At 76.1% G+C, this 16,838-nt stretch carries 16 protein-coding genes; 8 read left to right on the forward strand and 8 right to left on the reverse strand.

Annotation, left to right across the window (positions count from 1 at the left end; genetic code table 11):
- Positions 1-100: 100 nt before the first annotated feature.
- From efeU to ACWEO5_RS12560, 4 genes are all read right to left on the reverse strand, one after another.
- The gene (efeU, locus tag ACWEO5_RS12545; RefSeq protein WP_452162385.1) at positions 101-952 is read right to left on the reverse strand and encodes an iron uptake transporter permease EfeU; all 852 of its coding nucleotides are present in this window, start codon (positions 950-952) and stop codon (positions 101-103) included.
- Between the two features lie 43 nt (positions 953-995).
- Complete coding sequence (gene efeB, locus ACWEO5_RS12550) at positions 996-2,291, reverse strand: iron uptake transporter deferrochelatase/peroxidase subunit (RefSeq protein ID WP_452162386.1); 1,296 nt, start codon at positions 2,289-2,291, stop codon at positions 996-998.
- 172 nt (positions 2,292-2,463) lie between these two features.
- A complete protein-coding gene (efeO, locus tag ACWEO5_RS12555) occupies positions 2,464-3,618 on the reverse strand; it encodes an iron uptake system protein EfeO (RefSeq protein ID WP_452162387.1) in 1,155 nt (384 codons plus the stop codon).
- Positions 3,619-3,942: 324 nt separating this feature from the next.
- The gene (locus ACWEO5_RS12560; protein WP_344553414.1) at positions 3,943-5,094 is read right to left on the reverse strand and encodes an acyl-CoA dehydrogenase family protein; all 1,152 of its coding nucleotides are present in this window, start codon (positions 5,092-5,094) and stop codon (positions 3,943-3,945) included.
- 97 nt (positions 5,095-5,191) lie between these two features.
- Between ACWEO5_RS12560 and ACWEO5_RS12565 the strand changes: the two genes are divergently transcribed.
- The 5 genes from ACWEO5_RS12565 to ACWEO5_RS12585 all read left to right on the forward strand — a co-directional run bounded on the left by ACWEO5_RS12565 (position 5,192) and on the right by ACWEO5_RS12585 (position 9,181).
- Entirely contained in the window at positions 5,192-5,920 is a 729-nt protein-coding gene (locus ACWEO5_RS12565; RefSeq protein ID WP_452162388.1) for a TetR family transcriptional regulator, read from the forward strand.
- A 178-nt stretch (positions 5,921-6,098) separates the two neighbouring features.
- The gene (locus tag ACWEO5_RS12570) at positions 6,099-6,524 is read left to right on the forward strand and encodes a Zn-ribbon domain-containing OB-fold protein (RefSeq protein WP_452162389.1); all 426 of its coding nucleotides are present in this window, start codon (positions 6,099-6,101) and stop codon (positions 6,522-6,524) included.
- Positions 6,525-6,759: 235 nt separating this feature from the next.
- Positions 6,760-8,166, forward strand: coding sequence for a hypothetical protein (locus ACWEO5_RS12575; protein ID WP_452162390.1), 1,407 nt, complete (start codon positions 6,760-6,762; stop codon positions 8,164-8,166).
- A gap of 100 nt (positions 8,167-8,266) precedes the next feature.
- The gene (locus tag ACWEO5_RS12580; RefSeq protein WP_452162391.1) at positions 8,267-8,638 is read left to right on the forward strand and encodes a tetratricopeptide repeat protein; all 372 of its coding nucleotides are present in this window, start codon (positions 8,267-8,269) and stop codon (positions 8,636-8,638) included.
- A gap of 117 nt (positions 8,639-8,755) precedes the next feature.
- On the forward strand, positions 8,756-9,181 hold the full coding sequence (locus ACWEO5_RS12585; protein WP_452162392.1) for an SRPBCC family protein: 426 nt from the start codon (positions 8,756-8,758) through the stop codon (positions 9,179-9,181).
- Between the two features lie 72 nt (positions 9,182-9,253).
- On the opposite strand, the gene ACWEO5_RS12590 is transcribed toward ACWEO5_RS12585, so the two are convergent.
- Entirely contained in the window at positions 9,254-11,266 is a 2,013-nt protein-coding gene (locus ACWEO5_RS12590; RefSeq protein ID WP_452162393.1) for a SpoIIE family protein phosphatase, read from the reverse strand.
- 704 nt (positions 11,267-11,970) lie between these two features.
- On the opposite strand from ACWEO5_RS12590, the gene ACWEO5_RS12595 reads away from it, so the two are divergent.
- Positions 11,971-12,330 carry a 5-carboxymethyl-2-hydroxymuconate Delta-isomerase gene (locus tag ACWEO5_RS12595; RefSeq protein ID WP_344553407.1) on the forward strand — a complete coding sequence of 120 codons (360 nt, stop codon included), beginning with the start codon at positions 11,971-11,973 and terminating at the stop codon, positions 12,328-12,330.
- Between the two features lie 45 nt (positions 12,331-12,375).
- On the opposite strand, the gene ACWEO5_RS12600 is transcribed toward ACWEO5_RS12595, so the two are convergent.
- The 3 genes from ACWEO5_RS12600 to ACWEO5_RS12610 form a co-directional block, all read right to left on the reverse strand.
- On the reverse strand, positions 12,376-14,130 hold the full coding sequence (locus ACWEO5_RS12600) for a hypothetical protein (RefSeq protein ID WP_452162394.1): 1,755 nt from the start codon (positions 14,128-14,130) through the stop codon (positions 12,376-12,378).
- On the reverse strand, positions 14,127-14,855 hold the full coding sequence (locus ACWEO5_RS12605) for an ABC transporter ATP-binding protein (RefSeq protein WP_452162395.1): 729 nt from the start codon (positions 14,853-14,855) through the stop codon (positions 14,127-14,129). The genes ACWEO5_RS12600 and ACWEO5_RS12605 overlap by 4 nt, the downstream gene beginning before the upstream one ends.
- 83 nt (positions 14,856-14,938) lie before the next feature.
- A complete protein-coding gene (locus ACWEO5_RS12610) occupies positions 14,939-15,787 on the reverse strand; it encodes an alpha/beta fold hydrolase (protein ID WP_452162396.1) in 849 nt (282 codons plus the stop codon).
- 139 nt (positions 15,788-15,926) lie between these two features.
- Here ACWEO5_RS12610 and ACWEO5_RS12615 point away from each other — a divergent pair, with 139 nt between their 5' ends.
- Together ACWEO5_RS12615 and ACWEO5_RS12620 are read left to right on the forward strand one after the other, a co-directional pair.
- Complete coding sequence (locus ACWEO5_RS12615; RefSeq protein WP_452162397.1) at positions 15,927-16,463, forward strand: MarR family winged helix-turn-helix transcriptional regulator; 537 nt, start codon at positions 15,927-15,929, stop codon at positions 16,461-16,463.
- Positions 16,447-16,824: a hypothetical protein gene (locus ACWEO5_RS12620; protein ID WP_344553399.1), complete on the forward strand. Its 378-nt coding sequence runs from the start codon at positions 16,447-16,449 to the stop codon at positions 16,822-16,824. Before ACWEO5_RS12615 ends, ACWEO5_RS12620 begins: the two co-directional genes overlap by 17 nt.
- Positions 16,825-16,838: the final 14 nt, after the last annotated feature.

Below are 16,838 nucleotides of genomic sequence, written 5' to 3' on the forward strand. Positions count from 1 at the left end.
CCTCTCCGGCCCGCTCGGCTGCGGCGGCCCGGAAACCGCCCCCCCCCCCGCCCGCCGCGTGCTCGCGGCGCCCGGGCGGTTCGTGCGCGGGTCCGCGGGCTCAGCCGGCCTTGGCCTCCGCCGCCGGGGCCTGCGCCGCGGTCTTCGGCGGGGTGGCGGCGGGCTTGCGGAAGAAGAAGTACAGCGTCGGCACCAGGTACAGCGCCCAGACCCAGACCTGGGCCTTGGTCGGGTCGGGCTGGAAGTTGAACACGCCCTTCAGCAGCGTCCCGTACCAGCTGTCGGCGGGGATGGTGGTGGAGATGTCGAAGGCGTGCGCGTGCAGCCCGGGGATCCAGTCGGCCTCCTGGAGGTCGTGCACGCCGTAGGCGAGGACGCCCGCGGCGACGACGACCAGCATGCCGCCGGTCCAGGTGAAGAACTTCGCCAGGTTGATCTTCAGCGCGCCGCGGTAGAACAGCCAGCCCAGGACGACCGAGGTGAGCAGGCCCAGGGTCGCGCCGACCAGCGGGTTCCAGCCGTCGCCGGTGGACTGGACGGCGGTCCAGATGAACAGCGAGGTCTCCAGGCCCTCGCGGCCGACGGCCAGGAAGGCGGTGACGACCAGGGCGCCGGTGCCCATGGCGAGCGCGGCGTCCAGCTTGCCCTGGAGTTCGCTCTTCAGGTGCCGCGCGGTGCGGCGCATCCAGAAGACCATCCAGGTGACCAGGCCGACGGCGATGATCGACAGGCTGCCGCCGAGCGCCTCCTGGGCCTCGAAGGAGAGCTGGTTGGAGCCGAACTGCAGCACCGCGCCGAACGCCATGGCCAGCGCGACGGCGGCTCCGACGCCGGTCCACACCGGGCCGAGCCGGTCCTTGCGGCCGGTCTTGACCAGGTAGGCGATCAGGATGCAGACCACCAGGCTGGCTTCGAGGCCCTCGCGCAGGCCGATCAGGTAGTTGGCGAACACGGCGGTTCTCCTCGTTTCGGAAGGGAGAGGGAAGGGGCGGGGGTCAGCCGAAGAGGGTCTGGCCCCACCACTCGCCGGGCTTGCGGACACCGGGCGGGCAGGCGAAGTGGGCGGATCCGACGTGGGTGATGTACTCGTTCAGCTTGTCGTTGGCCGCGAGCTTGGTCTGCAGCGGGACGAACGCCTTGCGGGTGTCGCGCTGGTACGCCAGGAAGAACAGTCCGGCGTCCAGGCGGCCGAGGCCGTCGGTGCCGTCGGTGAAGGAGTAGCCGCGGCGCAGGATCATCAGCCCGTCGTTGCTGTCGGGGTGCGCCAGGCGGACGTGCGAGTCGGCGGGCATCGCCGACAGGTCGGGAGCGTCGCGCTCCTTCTGCTTGCCGAAGGGGGCGCCCTCGATCTTGGTGCGGCCGAAGGTCTCCTCCTGCTCCTTGAGCGAGGCGCGGTCCCAGGTCTCGACGGTCATCCGGATCCGGCGGGCGACCAGGTAGGAGCCGCCGGTCATCCAGTCGGCGCCGTCGCCGGGGGCGGCCCACACGTGCTGGGCGAGCGCGTCGGCGTCGGTCCCGGCGATGTTGTGGGTGCCGTCCTTGAAGCCCATCAGGTTGCGCGGGGTCTGGCTGTCCGGCGTGGTGGAGGAGGTCTTGCCGAAGCCGAGCTGCGACCAGCGGACGTTGACCACGCCCATGCCGATCCGGGCCAGGTTGCGGATCGCGTGCACCGCGACCTGCGGGTCGTCGGCGCACGCCTGGACGCAGAGGTCGCCGCCGCTGCGGGCGGCCTCCAGCCGGTCGCCCTTGAACTTGGGCAGGTCGACCAGGGCTTCGGGGCGCTTGGCCTTCAGCCCGAACCGGTCCTGGCCGTCCTTCTCGAACAGGGTGGGCCCGAAGCCGATGGTCAGGGTGAGCCGGGAGGCCGGCAGGCCGAGCGCCTCGCCGGTGTCGTCCGGCGGCGACTCGGGGACGACGCCGACCGCGCCGCCGCCGACCTCGCGGCCGCCGGTGATCGAGGCGGCCGCCTTCGTCCACTCCTTGAGCATCTTGACCAGGGCGTCCCGGTCGTCGGTGATCACGTCGAAGGCGGCGAAGTGCAGCCGGTCCTGGACGGGGGTGGAGATGCCGGACTGGTGCTCGCCGTAGAACGGGACCTCCGGGTCCTGCGGCGCGGCGGCGGAGTCCTCGCCCGCCATGGTCGCGGCGGCCACCGTGCCCACCGCGGCCGCGCCGAGCGCGACACCGGCGCCCGCCCAGCCTATGACGGCCCGTCGGCTGAGCCCGGCGCGCTGCGCCTGCCCGCCGCCGCCCTCGGCGGGGGCCGCCTGCTGCTCGTTCTCGGCGTCCATCTCTGGCGTTCCCTCTCGGACGTGTGACCGGGTACGGGTGCTGCCGCGGTCGCGGCAGCACCCTGACGGAGACTTAGCTTACGCTGCCCTTACCTGGACTCCCGGCGCGGCCCGTCCCCTTTGACCTGGGCTTGACCGTCGGACGGCCGCGCCCGCGGGCCCGGGGCCGCCGTTACTTGACGACGACTGCGGCGGCCAGCTTGGACAGCGGCTCGCCCAGCGAGTTCACCGCGTCCGAGAAGGTCTTGCGCTCGTCCTCGGTGACCTTGTCGTAGGAGGTGTAGGTGCCGTCGGCGCCCCGGTACTTGCCGAGCAGTTCGGTGATCTTCTCGAACTCGGCGTCCAGGGTCTTGGACAGCTCCGGCTCGTTCTCGGAGGCGACCGGCTTGAGCAGCTCGTACGCCTGGCGGGCGCCCTCGACGTTGGCGGCGAAGTCCGACAGGTCGGTGTGGCTGTAGCGGTCCTCCTCGCCGGTGATCTTGTTCTTGGAGACCTCGTCCAGCAGTTCCTTGGCGCCGTTGGCCATGCCGGTGGGGGTGATCTCGGCGCTGGGGATGCGGGTCTGCCAGTCCTTCAGGTCGGCGACCAGCTGGGTGGCGAGGGTCTTCTCCTCGTCGCCGATCTTCCCGTCCTCCCAGAGCGACTTCTCGATCCGGTGCCAGCCGGTCCAGCTCTGGCCCTCCTCCAGCGCGTCCTCGCGGGTGTCGGTCTTCGGGTCGATGTCGCCGAAGCTCTCGGCCACCGGCTCGGTGCGCTCCCAGCCGACCCGGGAGGCGGCGAACAGCGACTTGGCCTTCTCCACGTCCCCGGCGGTGACCGCGGCGGCGAACTGCTCCACCACCGGGATGGTCGCGTCGGCCTGCTCCTGGGCGTACTTCCGGTAGTCGGTGACCGCCTGGGTCAGCCGGTCGTCCGCCTTGGCGGAGGCCGAGGCGCCGGCCGTGACGGTGATCTTCTGCCGGATGCCGTCGCCGGTCATGCCCGGCTTGCAGGCCACCTCGTAGGTGCCGGCCTTGATCTCGGCGTTGATGGTCACCTTGGTGCCGGGGCCGATGTTCTCCCGCTCGGTGACGATCTTGTCGCCCTCGGCGTAGACGTACACCTCGGTGACCTTGCCGCCCTTGTTGGCCACCGCCAGCTCGACATGCCCGGCCGGGAAGGAGGTCTTCGACAGCTCGCACGAGCTGTCCGTCGCGGTCACCTGCACCGGCCCGGAGGCGCCGTCCGCGGAGCCCTTGCCGTCGTCCTTCTTGGAGCACCCCACCAGCGCGGCGCTCGCCACGGCGAGGACGAGGAAGGCGGCGGCGGACGTGCGGCGGGCGGGCATGCTCACTCCAGGGACGAGGGGACGCGGGGGTCGGGCCGATGCGGCGGCCGCTCCGGGGAACTCCCCGACGACCGCCCAGTAAGCTAAGGCATACCTTAGATCCCCCGCCACATCGGGTCGACACCCCGCGCCGCGGAGAGCCGTTCCGGAACGCTCCGTTCCCCGGTCATTTCCGGCCAACTCCCGCCCGGCTCCCGGGACTTCGCTCACGCCGCGAACCGTGCCCGAGCCCCGCCTGTGACCGGAACCACTCGCCCCGGAACGCCGCCGGGGGCGCGGGGAGCCGGTTCGCTCCCCGCGCCCCCGAGGGGAAACGCCGTGCCGCTAGGGCAGGTTGCGGGCCATCACGATCCGCTGCACCTGGTTGGTGCCCTCGTAGATCTGGGTGATCTTGGCGTCCCGCATCATCCGCTCCACCGGGTAGTCCCGGGTGTAGCCGTAGCCGCCGAGCAGCTGCACCGCGTCCACCGTGATCTCCATCGCCACGTCGGAGGCGAAGCACTTGGCCGCGGCGCCGAAGAAGGTCAGGTCGCCGTCGGTGCGCTGCGACTTGGCCGCCGCCGCGTAGGTCAGCTGCCGGGCCGCCTCCAGCTTCATCGCCATGTCGGCCAGCATGAACTGGACGCCCTGGAAGTCGGCGATCGCCTTGCCGAACTGCTTGCGCTCCTTGACGTAGCCCTTGGCGTAGTCCAGCGCGCCCTGGGCGATGCCGAGCGCCTGGGCGGCGATGGTGACCCGGGTGTGGTCCAGGGTGCGCATCGCGGTGGCGAAGCCGGTGCCCTCCTCGCCGATCATCCGGTCGGCCGGGATCCGCACGTTGTCGAAGTAGACCTCGCGGGTCGGCGAGCCCTTGATGCCGAGCTTCTTCTCCGGCGCGCCGAAGGAGACGCCCGCGTCGCCCTTCTCCACCACGAAGGCCGAGATGCCCTTGGAGCGCTTCTCCGGGTCGGTCACGGCCATCACCGTGTAGTACTCGGAGACGCCCGCGTTGGTGATCCAGCGCTTGACGCCGTTGAGCACCCAGAAGTCGCCGTCGCGCACCGCGCGGGTGCGCATGCCCGCCGCGTCCGAACCGGCCTCGGGCTCGGAGAGGCAGTAGGAGAACATGCCCTCGCCGCGGGCCAGCGCGCCCAGGTACTTGGCCTTGAGCTCCTCCGAGCCGGCCAGCTGCACCGGCAGCGAGCCCAGCTTGTTGACCGCCGGGATCAGCGAGGAGGACGCGCACGCCCGCGCCACCTCCTCGATCACCAGCACCGTGGCCAGCGCGTCCGCGCCCGCGCCGCCGTACTCCTCCGGCACGTGCACGGCGTGCAGGTCGGCGGCCTGCAGCGCGTCCAGCGCCTCCTGCGGGAAACGCCCCTCCTCGTCCACCGCGGCCGCGAACGGGGCGATCTTCGCCTCCGCCAGCGCGCGCACCGACTCCCGAAGCATCTCGTGCTCCTCGCCGAGCCGGTAGAGGTCGAAGTCCTGGGTCATGGCAGTCTCCTCGGTGTGGCACTCAGTACCCTCGATTATGCACACTGAGTGTCGTCCAGCCCAGCCCGAACACCCTGTTCGGTGCTACCGTCCGGGTATGAGCGAGGTGCAGGAGCAGGACCGGGCCGCCGGGGGCGGCCCGGCGCGGCCGACGATGCGGGACGCGCTGGTGGAGGCGGCGTTCGAGCTGTTCTCCGAGCGGGGCTTCGAGCAGACCACGATCGACGACATCGTCTCGCTGGCGGGCGTCGGCCGCCGGTCGTTCTTCCGCTACTTCCCCTCCAAGGAAGCGGTGGTGTTCCCCGACCACGACGGCTGCCTGGCCGACATGACGGCCTTCCTGGCCGCGGCCGACCCGGCGGGCGACCCGGTGGAGCAGGTCTGCGACGCGGCCCGGCTGGTGCTGCGGATGTACGCGGGCAACCCGGCCTTCTCGGTGGGGCGCTACCGGCTGACCAAGCAGGTGCCCACCCTGCGCACCCACGAGCTGTCCGTGGTGTGGCGCTACGAGCGCACCCTGGCGGGCCACCTGCGCACCCGGTACGCGGCCCGCTCGGACGGCGCGCTGCGCGCGGACGTGATCGCGGCCGCGGTGGTGGCGGCGCACAACTACGCGCTGCGCTCCTGGCTGCGCTCGGGCGGCGAGGGCGACGTGGGGGCGGCGGTGGACGAGGCGCTCCAACTGGTGGTCGACACCTGGGGCGGCGGCGCCGAGGGCGGTTCCGGCGCGGCCTCGCAGGACGACGAGGTGGTGGTGATGGTGGCCCGCCGGGGCACCCCGATGTGGCGGGTGGTGCAGGGCGTGGAGGCGGCCCTGGAGGGCTGAGCCCCGGCCGCCCGGGCCGTCCCGGCGGCCCGCCGGTCGGCCGCCCGCACGGACTGGCACTGGGTACCTTTACATGAGGCACTGAGTGCCATACCTTCCTTTTGGCAGGCGCACCGACCGCACGCCCGCTCCGGGCGGCGGTACGGCGGCGCACCCAGTCCCCCGGGAGGAGACGGCCATGACCCTCACGCTCGCCCCGTCCGCACCGCTCGCCCCGCAGCACTTCACCCCCTTCCCCCAGCAGCCGTTCCCCGCACCGGCGTTCCCCGCGCAGCCCGGCGAGGCCGAGCTCGACTACCGGCGCTGCCGCTGGTGCCACTCGGCCAGCTCGGCAGCCTGCCTGCTGTGCCCGGTGTGCGGCTCGGCCGACCTGACCCCGGCCCGGGCCTGCGGCCAGGGCACCGTGCAGCGCCTGCTGCGGCCGACCCGCCGCGGCCCGCAGCCGGGACGGGCATACCTGATCGTGCTCGACGAGGGGTTCACCGTGCAGGCGGCGGTGCTCGGCGGCCTGCCGGGCGCGGTGCCGATCGGCGCCCGGGTGCACCTGGTGACCAGCGAGGAGGGCGGCCGGGTGCTGACCTTCCGCCTCGCCCCCCGGTCCTGACCCGGCGCCACCCGAGCCCCCCCCTGAAGCCCCCCCCTGAAGCCGGGGGCGACGCCCCCGTCACTGGCACCCGGTGCCACCGGCGGGGGTGTTCCTCCTTCGGACGTCCGTGTCGTGCGCACACTTCCGACGCCGCTCCCGCCCCTCGCCACCTCCCTGGCGCGAACCGGTGCACGCCACCCGATCGCGCGGGTAGGGTCGTTGGCGTTTGTCGTTCCGGGGGAGGTACTCGCACGTGCTCGAACTGAGCGCACATCAGTCGGCCGCCGGCTGGCGCCCGCTGTCCGGCCCGCCGCCCGCGCGGGCCTGGCGCAGCGGCCTGGCGGCCAATCCGGAGGCGCCGGCCGAGGTGCTGGAGCGGCTGCTGGAGGACGGCGCGGAGCCCGGCTGGCTGGCCCGCCGGCCCGAGCTGCCCGCGCCGGTGCTGGCGGCCGCGGGGCGGCACCCGCAGTGGACGGTGCGGGCGGCGCTGGCCGAGCGCCCCGACCTGCCCGCGCCGGTGCTGGCGGCGCTGGCCGGCGACCACGAGCGCCGGGTGCGCCGGGCCGCCGCCTCGGCCGCGCACCGGGTGCCGCTGCCCCCGGCCGCGCTGGCGGGCCTGGCCGCCGACCGCGATCCGGAGACCCGCCGCCGGGTGCCGGGCTGCGCGGGCCTGCCGCCGGAGCTGCTGGTGGCACTGGCCCAGGACACCTCGCCGCTGGTGCGGGCCGCCGCGGTGCGGGCGGACTCCTGGCCGCAGCTGCCGCCGGCGGTGCGCACCGCGCTGCGGGCCGACCGCGACCAGGCGGTGCGGGCCGCGGTGCGCCGGGCGCTGCGGGTGGAGCGCGAGCTGCCGGTGTCGCTGGCCGGGTACATCGCCGAGAGCGACCCGCTGCGCCGGGAGCGGACGGCGGCCTCGGCGCCGCTGGAGCGGGCGCTGGGCGAGTGGCTGGTGCTGGACGACGACCCGCGGATCCGGGCCGCGGCGGCGGGCAATCCGCGGCTGCCCACCGACCTGGCGCTGGCGCTGGCGGCCGATCCGCACGAGGCGGTGCGCCTGGCGGTGTCGCTGCGCCCGGACCTGACGGAGGCGCAGCGGGCGGCGGTGGCCTACCGGCTGCCGGACGCGCCGCCGGCCCTGCCGTGGGTGGCGCGGCGGGCGGGCGATCCGGTGGAGCTGCTGCGGCTGGCCCGGTCGGCGCACCCGCTGGTGCGCTGCGCGGTGGCCGCGCTGGAGCGGCTGCCGGGCGAGGTGGTGGCGGTGCTGGCGGCGGACCGGGAGCTGATGGTGCGCCTGGCGCTGGCGGAGCACTGCACGGACGCGCCGGGCGAGCTGCTGCGCTCGGTGTACGAGCAGTTGCTCGGTCCGGCCGCGCTGGTGGCGGACGGGCGGTTCGCGGCGCCGGGCCTGGCGGCCTGGGCGGGGCGGGCGGAGCCGGCCCTGCGGCTGGCGGCGCTGCGCGACCCGGATCCGGGGCCCGGGGTGCTGGCCGCGCTGGCGGCGGACGGGGACCCGGTGGTGGCGCGGGCGGCGGCGGGTGATCCGCGGCTGCCGCTGCGGGTGCTGCTGGGGGCGCTGGAGCCGGACGCGCAGCCGGAGGCGGCGGCGGCGAACCCGGCGCTGCCGGTGCCGTTCATGCACCGGCTGCTGGAGCTGTCCTGAGCGGTGCGGCGGGCGGTGGAATACCCCCCGGTGGGTGAATGTTCAACCACCTGTCGGGCCGCCGCGGCCCGGCAGGACCCGGAAACGGGAAGGAGCAGGCATGACCACCGACCTCCGCCACGGCAGTGCGTCCCTGGTGTCCCCGGACGAGACCACCGCCGAGCGCTGGGCCCGCGCCCAGCTGTTCTTCGACTCCAAGGCGTACTCGGACGCCGCGCTGATCCTGGCCGGGGTGGTCGACGAGGTGCCCGAGCAGGTCGGCCCGCGCCTGCTGCTGGCCCGCGCCTACTACCACTCGGCCCAGCTGCGGCGGGCCGAGGAGCAACTGCGCGAGGTGATCGCGCGCGACCCGGTCGAGCACTACGCGCACCTGGTGCTGGGCCGCGTCCTGGAGCGCCAGGGCCGGGCCGCCGAGGCCGCCCCGTACCTGCGGCTGGCCGCGGTCCTCGACGGGGACTTCCCGGCGGCCTGACCGCGCCCCTCCCCCGCACCGCCCCCGGCCGCCGCGACGGCCGGGGGCGGTGTGCTGTCGTCTCCCGGCCCGGCCCCTGGCAGGCTGGAGGGGGGACCCGACGCGGAGGTGCGGCCGATGCGGACGCTGGAGGAGCAGATCGAGGTGACCGCCCCGGTGGGGACGGCCTGGTCGCAGTTGCACCGGGTGGCGGAGTACCCGCTGTTCGTCGCCGGGGTGGTGCGCGCCAGCGCGCACGGCCGGCACCACGCGCACCTGGACGTGGAGTTCGGCGGCGGGCGGCACGCGGTGGACGCGGAGCTGACCGACCACGGGCGGGGCCGGGTGATGAGCTGGGAGACGGTGGACGGCCCGCCGCTGCGCGGCACCTTCGCGCTGCGCCCGCTGGACCCCGCGCACACCCGGGTGCAGCTGCGCCTGGAGTACGACCCGAGGGAGCTGGCGGGGGCGCTGGGCGCGACGGACGGCCCGGTGCCGAGCACGGCGGTGGAGGAGGCGGTGCGCGCCGACCTGGAGCTGTTCAAGCAGCTCTGCGAGGAGTGAGGCCGCGGCGCGGGCCCGCTGTCCCTACGCGGGCCCGGCCGCCGGGGGCGCGGTCGCCGGGGGTGCGGCCGTTCACTCCCCCAGCGGGAGCTCGGCCCAGATGACCTTCCCGCTGGCGGGGTAGCGGGTGCCCCAGCGCTCGGCGAGCTGGGCGACCAGGAACAGGCCGCGCCCGCCCTCGTCGGTGTCGGTGGCGTAGCGCAGGTGCGGGGAGGTGGCCGAGCCGTCCCAGACCTCGCAGATCAGCGCCCGGTCGCGGAGCAGCCGGACCCGGATCGGCGCGGCGGCGTGCCGGATGGCGTTGGTGATCAGTTCGCTGAGCACGAGTTCGGCGGCGAACGCCTGCTCGGCCAGGCCCCAGTCGTCGAGCCGGCGGGTGACGGCGGCGCGGATCCGGGCGACGGCGGCGGGGTCGGCGGGGACGTCCCAGTCGGCGACATGGTCGGCGGGCAGCGCGCGGGTGCGGGCGACCAGTAGGGCGACGTCGTCGGCGGGGTCGCTGGGCAGCAGCGCGGCGAGCAGGTCCTCGCAGGTCTGCCCGGGGTCCCGGCCGGGGCGGGCCAGGGCGGCGCGCAGCAGTTTCAGGCCGTGGTCGAGGTCCTGGCCGCGGGGGGCGAGCAGCCCGTCGGTGTACAGCACCAGGCTGCTGCCCTCGGGGAGTTCGAGTTCGGCGGTCTCGTAGGGCAGGCCGGTGACGCCGAGCGGCGGCCCGGCGGGCAGGTCGACGATCTCGACCCGGCCGTCGGGGTGGACCAGGGCGGGCGGCAGGTGCCCGGCCCGGGCCAGCGTGCAGCGGCGGGCGACCGGGTCGTAGACGGCGTACAGGCAGGTCGCGCCGGTGATCGGGCGTTCGGCGCCGTCGGGCGCGGGGTGCTCCTGGTCGAGGCGGTTGACCAGGGCGTCGAGGTGGCCGAGCAGTTCGTCCGGGGCGAGGTCGAGCGAGGAGAAGGTGTGCACGGCGGTGCGCAGCCGTCCCATGGTGGCGACCGCGTGGACGCCGTGGCCGACCACGTCGCCGACCACCAGGGCGACCCGGGCGCCGGAGAGCGGGATCACGTCGAACCAGTCGCCGCCGACCCCGGCCTGGGCGGGCAGGTAGCGGGAGGCGACCTCCAGGGCGTGCTGCTCGGGGAGCCCGGCGGGCAGCAGGCTGTGCTGGAGGGCGACGGCCATGGTGTGCTCGCGGGTGTAGCGGCGGGCGTTCTCGACCAGGACGGCGGCGCGGGCGGTGAGTTCCTCGGCGAGGGTGCGGTCCTCCTCGTCGAAGGCCGGGCGCGGGCGGGCCCGCCAGAAGGTGGCCACGCCCAGCAGCGTCCCGCCGACCGCCAGCGGGACGGTCACCAGGGTGTGCACCTGCTGCTGTCGCATCACGTCGACGGTGCCGGGGCTGACGTCGTCCCAGGCGGCGAGGGCGGCGGACAGGTCGGGTTCGACCACCGAGCACTGTCCGGCGACGGCCCGGGCCCGGGGGGTGCCGGGGATCAGCGGGACGGGCGCGCCGGGCGCCAGCAGCGGCGACAGGTCGGTGACGCCGGCCAGCGCGGCGCGGCGCAGCGGGCGGCCCCGGTCGGGGCGCGGTTCGCCGCCCGCCGGGACGCCCTCGTACAGGTCGATGCTGGCGAAGTCGGCGAACGCGGGGACCAACGCGGCGGCGAGTTCCTCGCAGGTGCGGGTGATGTCGAGGGTGGTGCCGATCGAGGCGCCGGCCCGGTAGAGCAGTTCCAGCCGCAGCCGGGCGGTGTCGGGGCCGGTCAGCGGGGCGCTGTCGCGCAGGGTGGCGATCCGGCAGGGGGTGCCGCCGGTGCGGTCGGCGGGGTGCAGGTCGACGGTGAGGACGCGGCCGTGCACGGGGACGGGGGCGTCGGTGAGCTCGCCGCCGCGGCGCAGCAGGGCGCCGAGTGCCTCGGGCAGGCCGAGCGTGCCGAGCGGGCGGCCCTCGCAGTCGGCGGGCAGGTCGAGCAGGCGGCGGGCCTCGGCGTTGGCGTGCTGGAGCACCAGGGCGGCGTCGAGCAGCAGGACGCCTTCGCGGACCAGGACGGGTTCGGGCGCGCGGTGCCGGCCGGTCCCGGGCCCGGCGGCGGTCATCCGGGCCGTCCGGCGGGGGCGGGGGCCGGGGGCGCCGCAGGAACGGGGCGCGGCGCGCCGGACCGCCGTCGCGGAGGGACCTGGTCCGTCGCGCCGGGTCCGTCGGGTGCCGCCCGAAACCGGGTCATACGCCCATTCCTACACTCCCGGCTCGGACCGGGCCAATGGCCGCGCCCGGATTTCCCGGTTGACGAGCCGGTTTCGACCGGGGCTTGTTCGCCTGACGGCGGGTCGGCTCGGGGGCGGAATGGGCCGCGTGAACGAGGACGAGGAGCAGTGGGTGGCCGTGCTGGAGTACCGGAACACCGCGAAGCGGCCGTCGGCGGTGGAGCAGTTGCGGGCTTGACTGCGCGCCCGCGGCATCGACTGGTACCCGCTGGGGGACGGTGAGGTCCGCCTCGACCTGCTGAACTGCCTCGGGCCGGACGGGCGGCGGTGGTGCGTGGCGGTGGTGCGTGTGGACGCGGCGGCGCTGCGCAGGCTCGGCCTGCACCCGGAGCAGCCCTCGGCGGTGCCCGCGGATCCGCCGCCGCCGGGGTGGTGGGGCCGCTGGTGACCCGGCCGCGCCTGCCCCGGCGACCCCGGTGACCGCTGTCCGGGCCGGGGCGTCCGCTGGGCGGGCACCCCGGGCGCGGGGCCGGGGCGGGGCGGGGGGAGGATGGGTGGATGTAGAAGCCAAGCGTCTGCGCGAAGAGGTTCCCGTCATGCCCCACATCACCGTCGACTACTCGCCGCAGCTCGCCGACGCCTTCGACCGCCCCGGTTTCGTCCGCGAACTGCACCCGCTGGTGCGGGAGTGGGTGGCGTCGAGGGGCGTGTGCAAGACCTTCTTCCGCCCGGCGGCGGAGACCTGGGTCGACACCGCGGACGGCCAGTTGGTCGCCTTCGTGCACATCGCCGTCGGCCTGCTGCCCGGCCGGCCGGAGGGCCTCAAGGCCCGGCTGTCCGAGGAGGTGCTGCGGCTGCTGGACAAGCACCTGCGCCCGGTGCTGGGCCGCGAGGTGGTCCGCTCGGCCGAGGTCCGCGACCTGGCCGCCTCCTACCGCCTGCGCACCGGCTGGTAGGCCGGCCCCGCCGGGAGCCCGGGGCGAAGATCGCCTGACGCGGCACTAGGAGTGGCGGGCCCGGGCGGGCAGGGCGGCGGCCCGGGCGCGGGCCCACTGGAGCAGGGTGGCGGTCAGCACCGCGCCGATCAGCGCGGCCTGCGGCAGGCCGAGCGCCGTCCCGGCCCGCAGCGCCGCCGAGAGCGGCAGGGCCAGCAGCGGCAGGGCCACCGCGGGGCCGGCCGCGTACCAGGCGGCGAACATCGCGACGCCGGTGTTCCCGCCGCCGGTGGGCTGCGGCGAGCGGTAGAGCAGGTCGCGGCGGGCCGGGCCGCGGCAGGCGTTCACCAGGCCGGCCGCGATCAGCGGCGGCACCGCGAGGGGCGCCAGCCAGGCCGTCGCCCCGCCGCCGAGCAGCAGCACCACGACCGCGCCGGCCACCGCCAGGACCAGACCGAGCACGGCGGGCACCACCGCGTGGCGCAGCATCAGGCCGGCGAACGGGTACGGGGACCAGGACGAGCGGCGCACGTCGTCGGTCTCGATCCGGGCGGGCTCCAGCAGCTGGGCGAGGGCCAGGTAGCCGAAGAGCAGCGCGAGCACCGTGACCGCCCAGGAGAGCACGCCCCGGGTGCCGTGCGCCGGGACGGCGCAGAGCAGGGCGGGCACGGCCAGCAGCACCGCGCGCCCGAGCCGGGCGGGCGTGCGCAGCAGGGCGAGGGCGTCGCGCCAGTACAGGGCCAGCCAGGGCTTGCGGGGCACGGGCAGCCGCACCCGGCGGCGGCGGCCGCCGTCGGAGGCGCCGGAGGCGGAGGCGACGACCAGCCGGGCGGCGCGCAGTTCGACCGTCCGCAGCGCGGCCAGCACGCCGGCGGCGGTCCGGGCCCGCTCCCGCAGCAGGCCCAGCGGCACGGTGCCGGCGGCCCGGTCCGCGGCCAGCAGGCCCAGCACGGTCGGCAGCACCAGCAGGGCCGCGGCGAGCCCGCCGCCGGGGACGGCGGCGGGCGTCGGGGCCAGCGCGGCGAGGCCCGCCCAGCCCCACGGGCCCGACCACAGCTCGATCCGCTCCAGCCAGTGCACGGGGTGCCCGGCGGCGGCCAGCGCGCTCTGGGTGGCGAGCGCCAGGACGAGCACGGTGGCGTACGGGGTCAGCAGGCGGGCCCAGCGGGCGGCCCGCGGGTCGCGCTGGACCAGCAGGCCGGCGCAGACGCCCAGCAGCGGCAGGCAGAGCGCGCCGGGCAGGCACCAGCCGAGGGCGGCGGGCAGGCCGGTGCGCACGGTCAGGCCGAGCACGACCATGCCGCCGAGCGCGGCCACCAGGCCGGGGAAGGCGGCCAGGCCGCAGGAGAGCCAGAACCAGGGCCGCAGGACCGGGCGGGGCCGGACGGGGTGTGCGAGCAGCCAGTCGATGGTGGCCCGGGGCGGGACGACCGGGCCGCGCCACAGCCCGTCCCGGACGGCCAGCAGCAGGACGGCGAGGCCGACCGCGGCGGCGCCGCTGGGCAGGGCGGCCAGCAGGGCGGGACCGCGGCCGGTGTAGTCGGCGCCCATCGAGGCTTGCAGGAACAGACCGAGACTGGGCACGCCGCCCCAGACCAGCAGGATCAGCACGGTGCAGTAGAGCGCGAAGGCGACCTGCTTGGCCCGGTTGCGCCGGTGCGGGGAGCGCAGGGCGCGCAGCAGGGCGAGCGCCTCGTCGGTCCAGTCGTCGTCCGGCGTCCACTCGGCGGGCGCGGCGGCCGCGTCCGGCTCCCCGGGGCCCACCGCCGTCCCGGTCGCGGTTCCGGTCGCGGCCCCGGCCGCGCTCTCGGCGCGGCTCACCGGGGGCCGGCCGTTCCGGCGCCGGGGAGGCCGGCGGCGAGGACCCGGGCGGGCGGGCCCTGCCGGAGGATCCGGCCGTCCTCCAGGACCACCGCCCGGTCGGCGACCTCCAGGGCGAGGTCGGTGTGGTGGGTGACCAGCAGCACCGCGACGCCGTCGGCGAGTTCGGCCTTCAGGAGTTCGGCGAGCCGGCGGCGGGCCTCCGGGTCGAGGCGCTGCTCGGGCTCGTCGAGCAGCAGCAGGTCGCGCGGGCGGACCAGGGCGCAGGCCAGCAGCAGGGCCTGCAACTGGCCGGAGGAGAGGGCGGAGGGCAGCGCGTCGGCCCGTTCGGTGAGCGAGCGGCCCTCCAGCACCTGGTCGACCCAGTCGGCGGCGTCGGCGACCCCGTGCGCGACGGCGACCAGCAGCAGGTGCTCGCGCACCGTCAGGTCGGGGTAGTGGGCGACGGTGTCGCCGACCACGGCGACCCTGGCCCGGATCCGGGGGTCGTTCTCGTCCATCGGCAGGCCGTCGAAGCGCACCGTGCCCCCGGTCGGCAGGTCGCGGCCGGCCGCGACCCGCAGCAGGGTCGACTTGCCGGAGCCGTTGTGCCCGAGCAGCGCCACGCACTCGCCGGCCGCCAGCGCGAGGTCGACGGGGTGCAGCACCTCCCGGCCGCCGTACGAGCGGCTCACGCCGGTCAGTTGCAGCAGCGCCCTGCGCGGGGCGGTGGGGTTCTCGGCCATGCGGGCGGCGCCTCTCGACGAACGGATCGCCCAAGTATGGACCGCCTCCCGGAGCCCTCCGCCCCGGGGCCCGGCTCCGGGCCTCAGCGGGCCAGGAAGCCGGCCAGTTCGGCGTTCAGCGCGTCCGGGCGCAGGTACGGGAGGCCGTGGTGGGAGACGCCCGCCAGGGTGCGGACCTCGGCGCGCGGGAGCAGCCGGGCGGCGCGGGCGGCCAGGGCGCGCGGGTCGTGGGTGCGGCTGTCGGCGGCGGGGAGCAGCAGGCAGCGGGCCTCCAGTGCGGCGAGGGCCTGCGGGGCGGGGCGGGGGCCGGTGACCGGGCGGGTGGCGGGGAAGGTCGCGGCCAGGCCGTACAGGCGGGTCCAGTCCGGGTCGAGCGGGGCGCCGCCGGTCTCCCAGCCGAGGAAGGCGCGGGCCCGGCGCTCGCTGGGGCGGGCCAGCATCGGGGCGGCGTGCAGCAGGTAGGAGGGGCGGTAGCCGGTGAAGCAGCCGGTGGGGTCGAGCAGGGCCAGCCGGGCGACCCGGTCGGGGCGGCGCAGCGCGTAGGTCAGCGCGATCCAGCCGCCGTAGGAGTGGCCGCACAGGTCGGCGCGGTCGGCGCCGAGCGCGTCGAGGACGGCGTCGAGCCAGCCGTGCAACTGCTCGGGGGTGCGCGGGGGCGTGCGGCCGTCGGCCGTGGAGCGGCCGGCCTCGCCGATCCGGTCGACGGCGAACACCCGGGCGGTGCGGGCGAGTTCGGCGGCGTTGGCCCACCAGCTCGCGGCGGTGGCGCCGCCGCCGTGGAGCAGCAGCAGGGGCGGGGCGCCGGGCGGTCCGGCGGCGTTGACCCGGGTGGTGCCCCAGGGGGTGTCCAGGTCGAGGGTGTCGACCTGGACGGGCCAGCGGTCGAGCAGGGTGTCGTAGGCGGACAGGAAGGCGGACCGGTCGAATCCCATGCGGTTCTCCCCTGGACGGGCGACTCGTGGACAGGTTTCTCACTCGGCGATCTTCTCGTTCGGCAATCTTCTCGCCGAGCGAGATAATATGCACGCCGGAGCCCCTGCGGACAACCCGCCCCGACGAGAGGACGAACCGATGGACGATCCCGGACCGGGCCTGCGCACCGTGCACCGGCTGCGCGCGCTCACCGTCGAACTCGACCTGCTGGCGGCCTCGTTCGCCCAGCGGCACGGCCTGCACCCGACCGACCTGCGGGCGCTGATCGCCCTGCTGGACGCCGCCCGGGAGGGCGTGCCCGCCACGCCCGGGCGGCTCGGCCGCGAGCTGGGCGTCAACTCGGCGGGCACCACCGCCGTCCTGGACCGGCTGGAGCGGCTGGGCCTGGTCCGCCGCACCCGGGATCCGCACGACCGGCGGCGCGTCCTGCTGGAGGTCACCGGGCGGGCGGTGGAACTCGGCCAGGGCTTCTTCGGCCCGCTGATCGGCGAGGTGGCCGCCCTGGTCGAGGGGCTGTCGGCGACCGAACGGGCCGTTGTGGAGGGTTTCCTGGCCTCCGTGCGGGAGGTCGTCGCCCGGCACGCGGAGGGCGACGGGAACGGGAACGACAACGGCGACGGCGACGGCGACGGCGACGGCGACGGGAGGGGTGGTCGGGATGCCGAGGCCGAGTGAGCTGCTGGACGCGGCGGAGTGCCGGTTCCTGGCGCGGGCGCTGGGCGAGTGGGGCGGGCCGGCCCGCAGCGGGGACGCGATGGCCTACGCGCTGGGCTTCGCCGACGCCGCGGACCTGCTGGCGGGCTGCGGGCGGCTGGCGGCGGAGCTCCGCGGGGACCTGCCGCTGTCCGCGGCGGACTGGGCCCGGGTCCTGCTCGCCGCCGAGGTCGTCTTCGCCAGCGACCTGGTGGGCTCGGGCACCGAGTGGAGCACCACCACGGGGTGGGACGACGCGGAGTCCCTGCGCCGGCTGCGCTCGGTCCAGCGCAAGCTGGGCCCGGTGCTGCGGGGGCAGTACGGCGGACGCCCGGGCGGGTGAGTGCCCGCCCGGGC

This window comes from Kitasatospora sp. NPDC004272 (assembly GCF_053603035.1).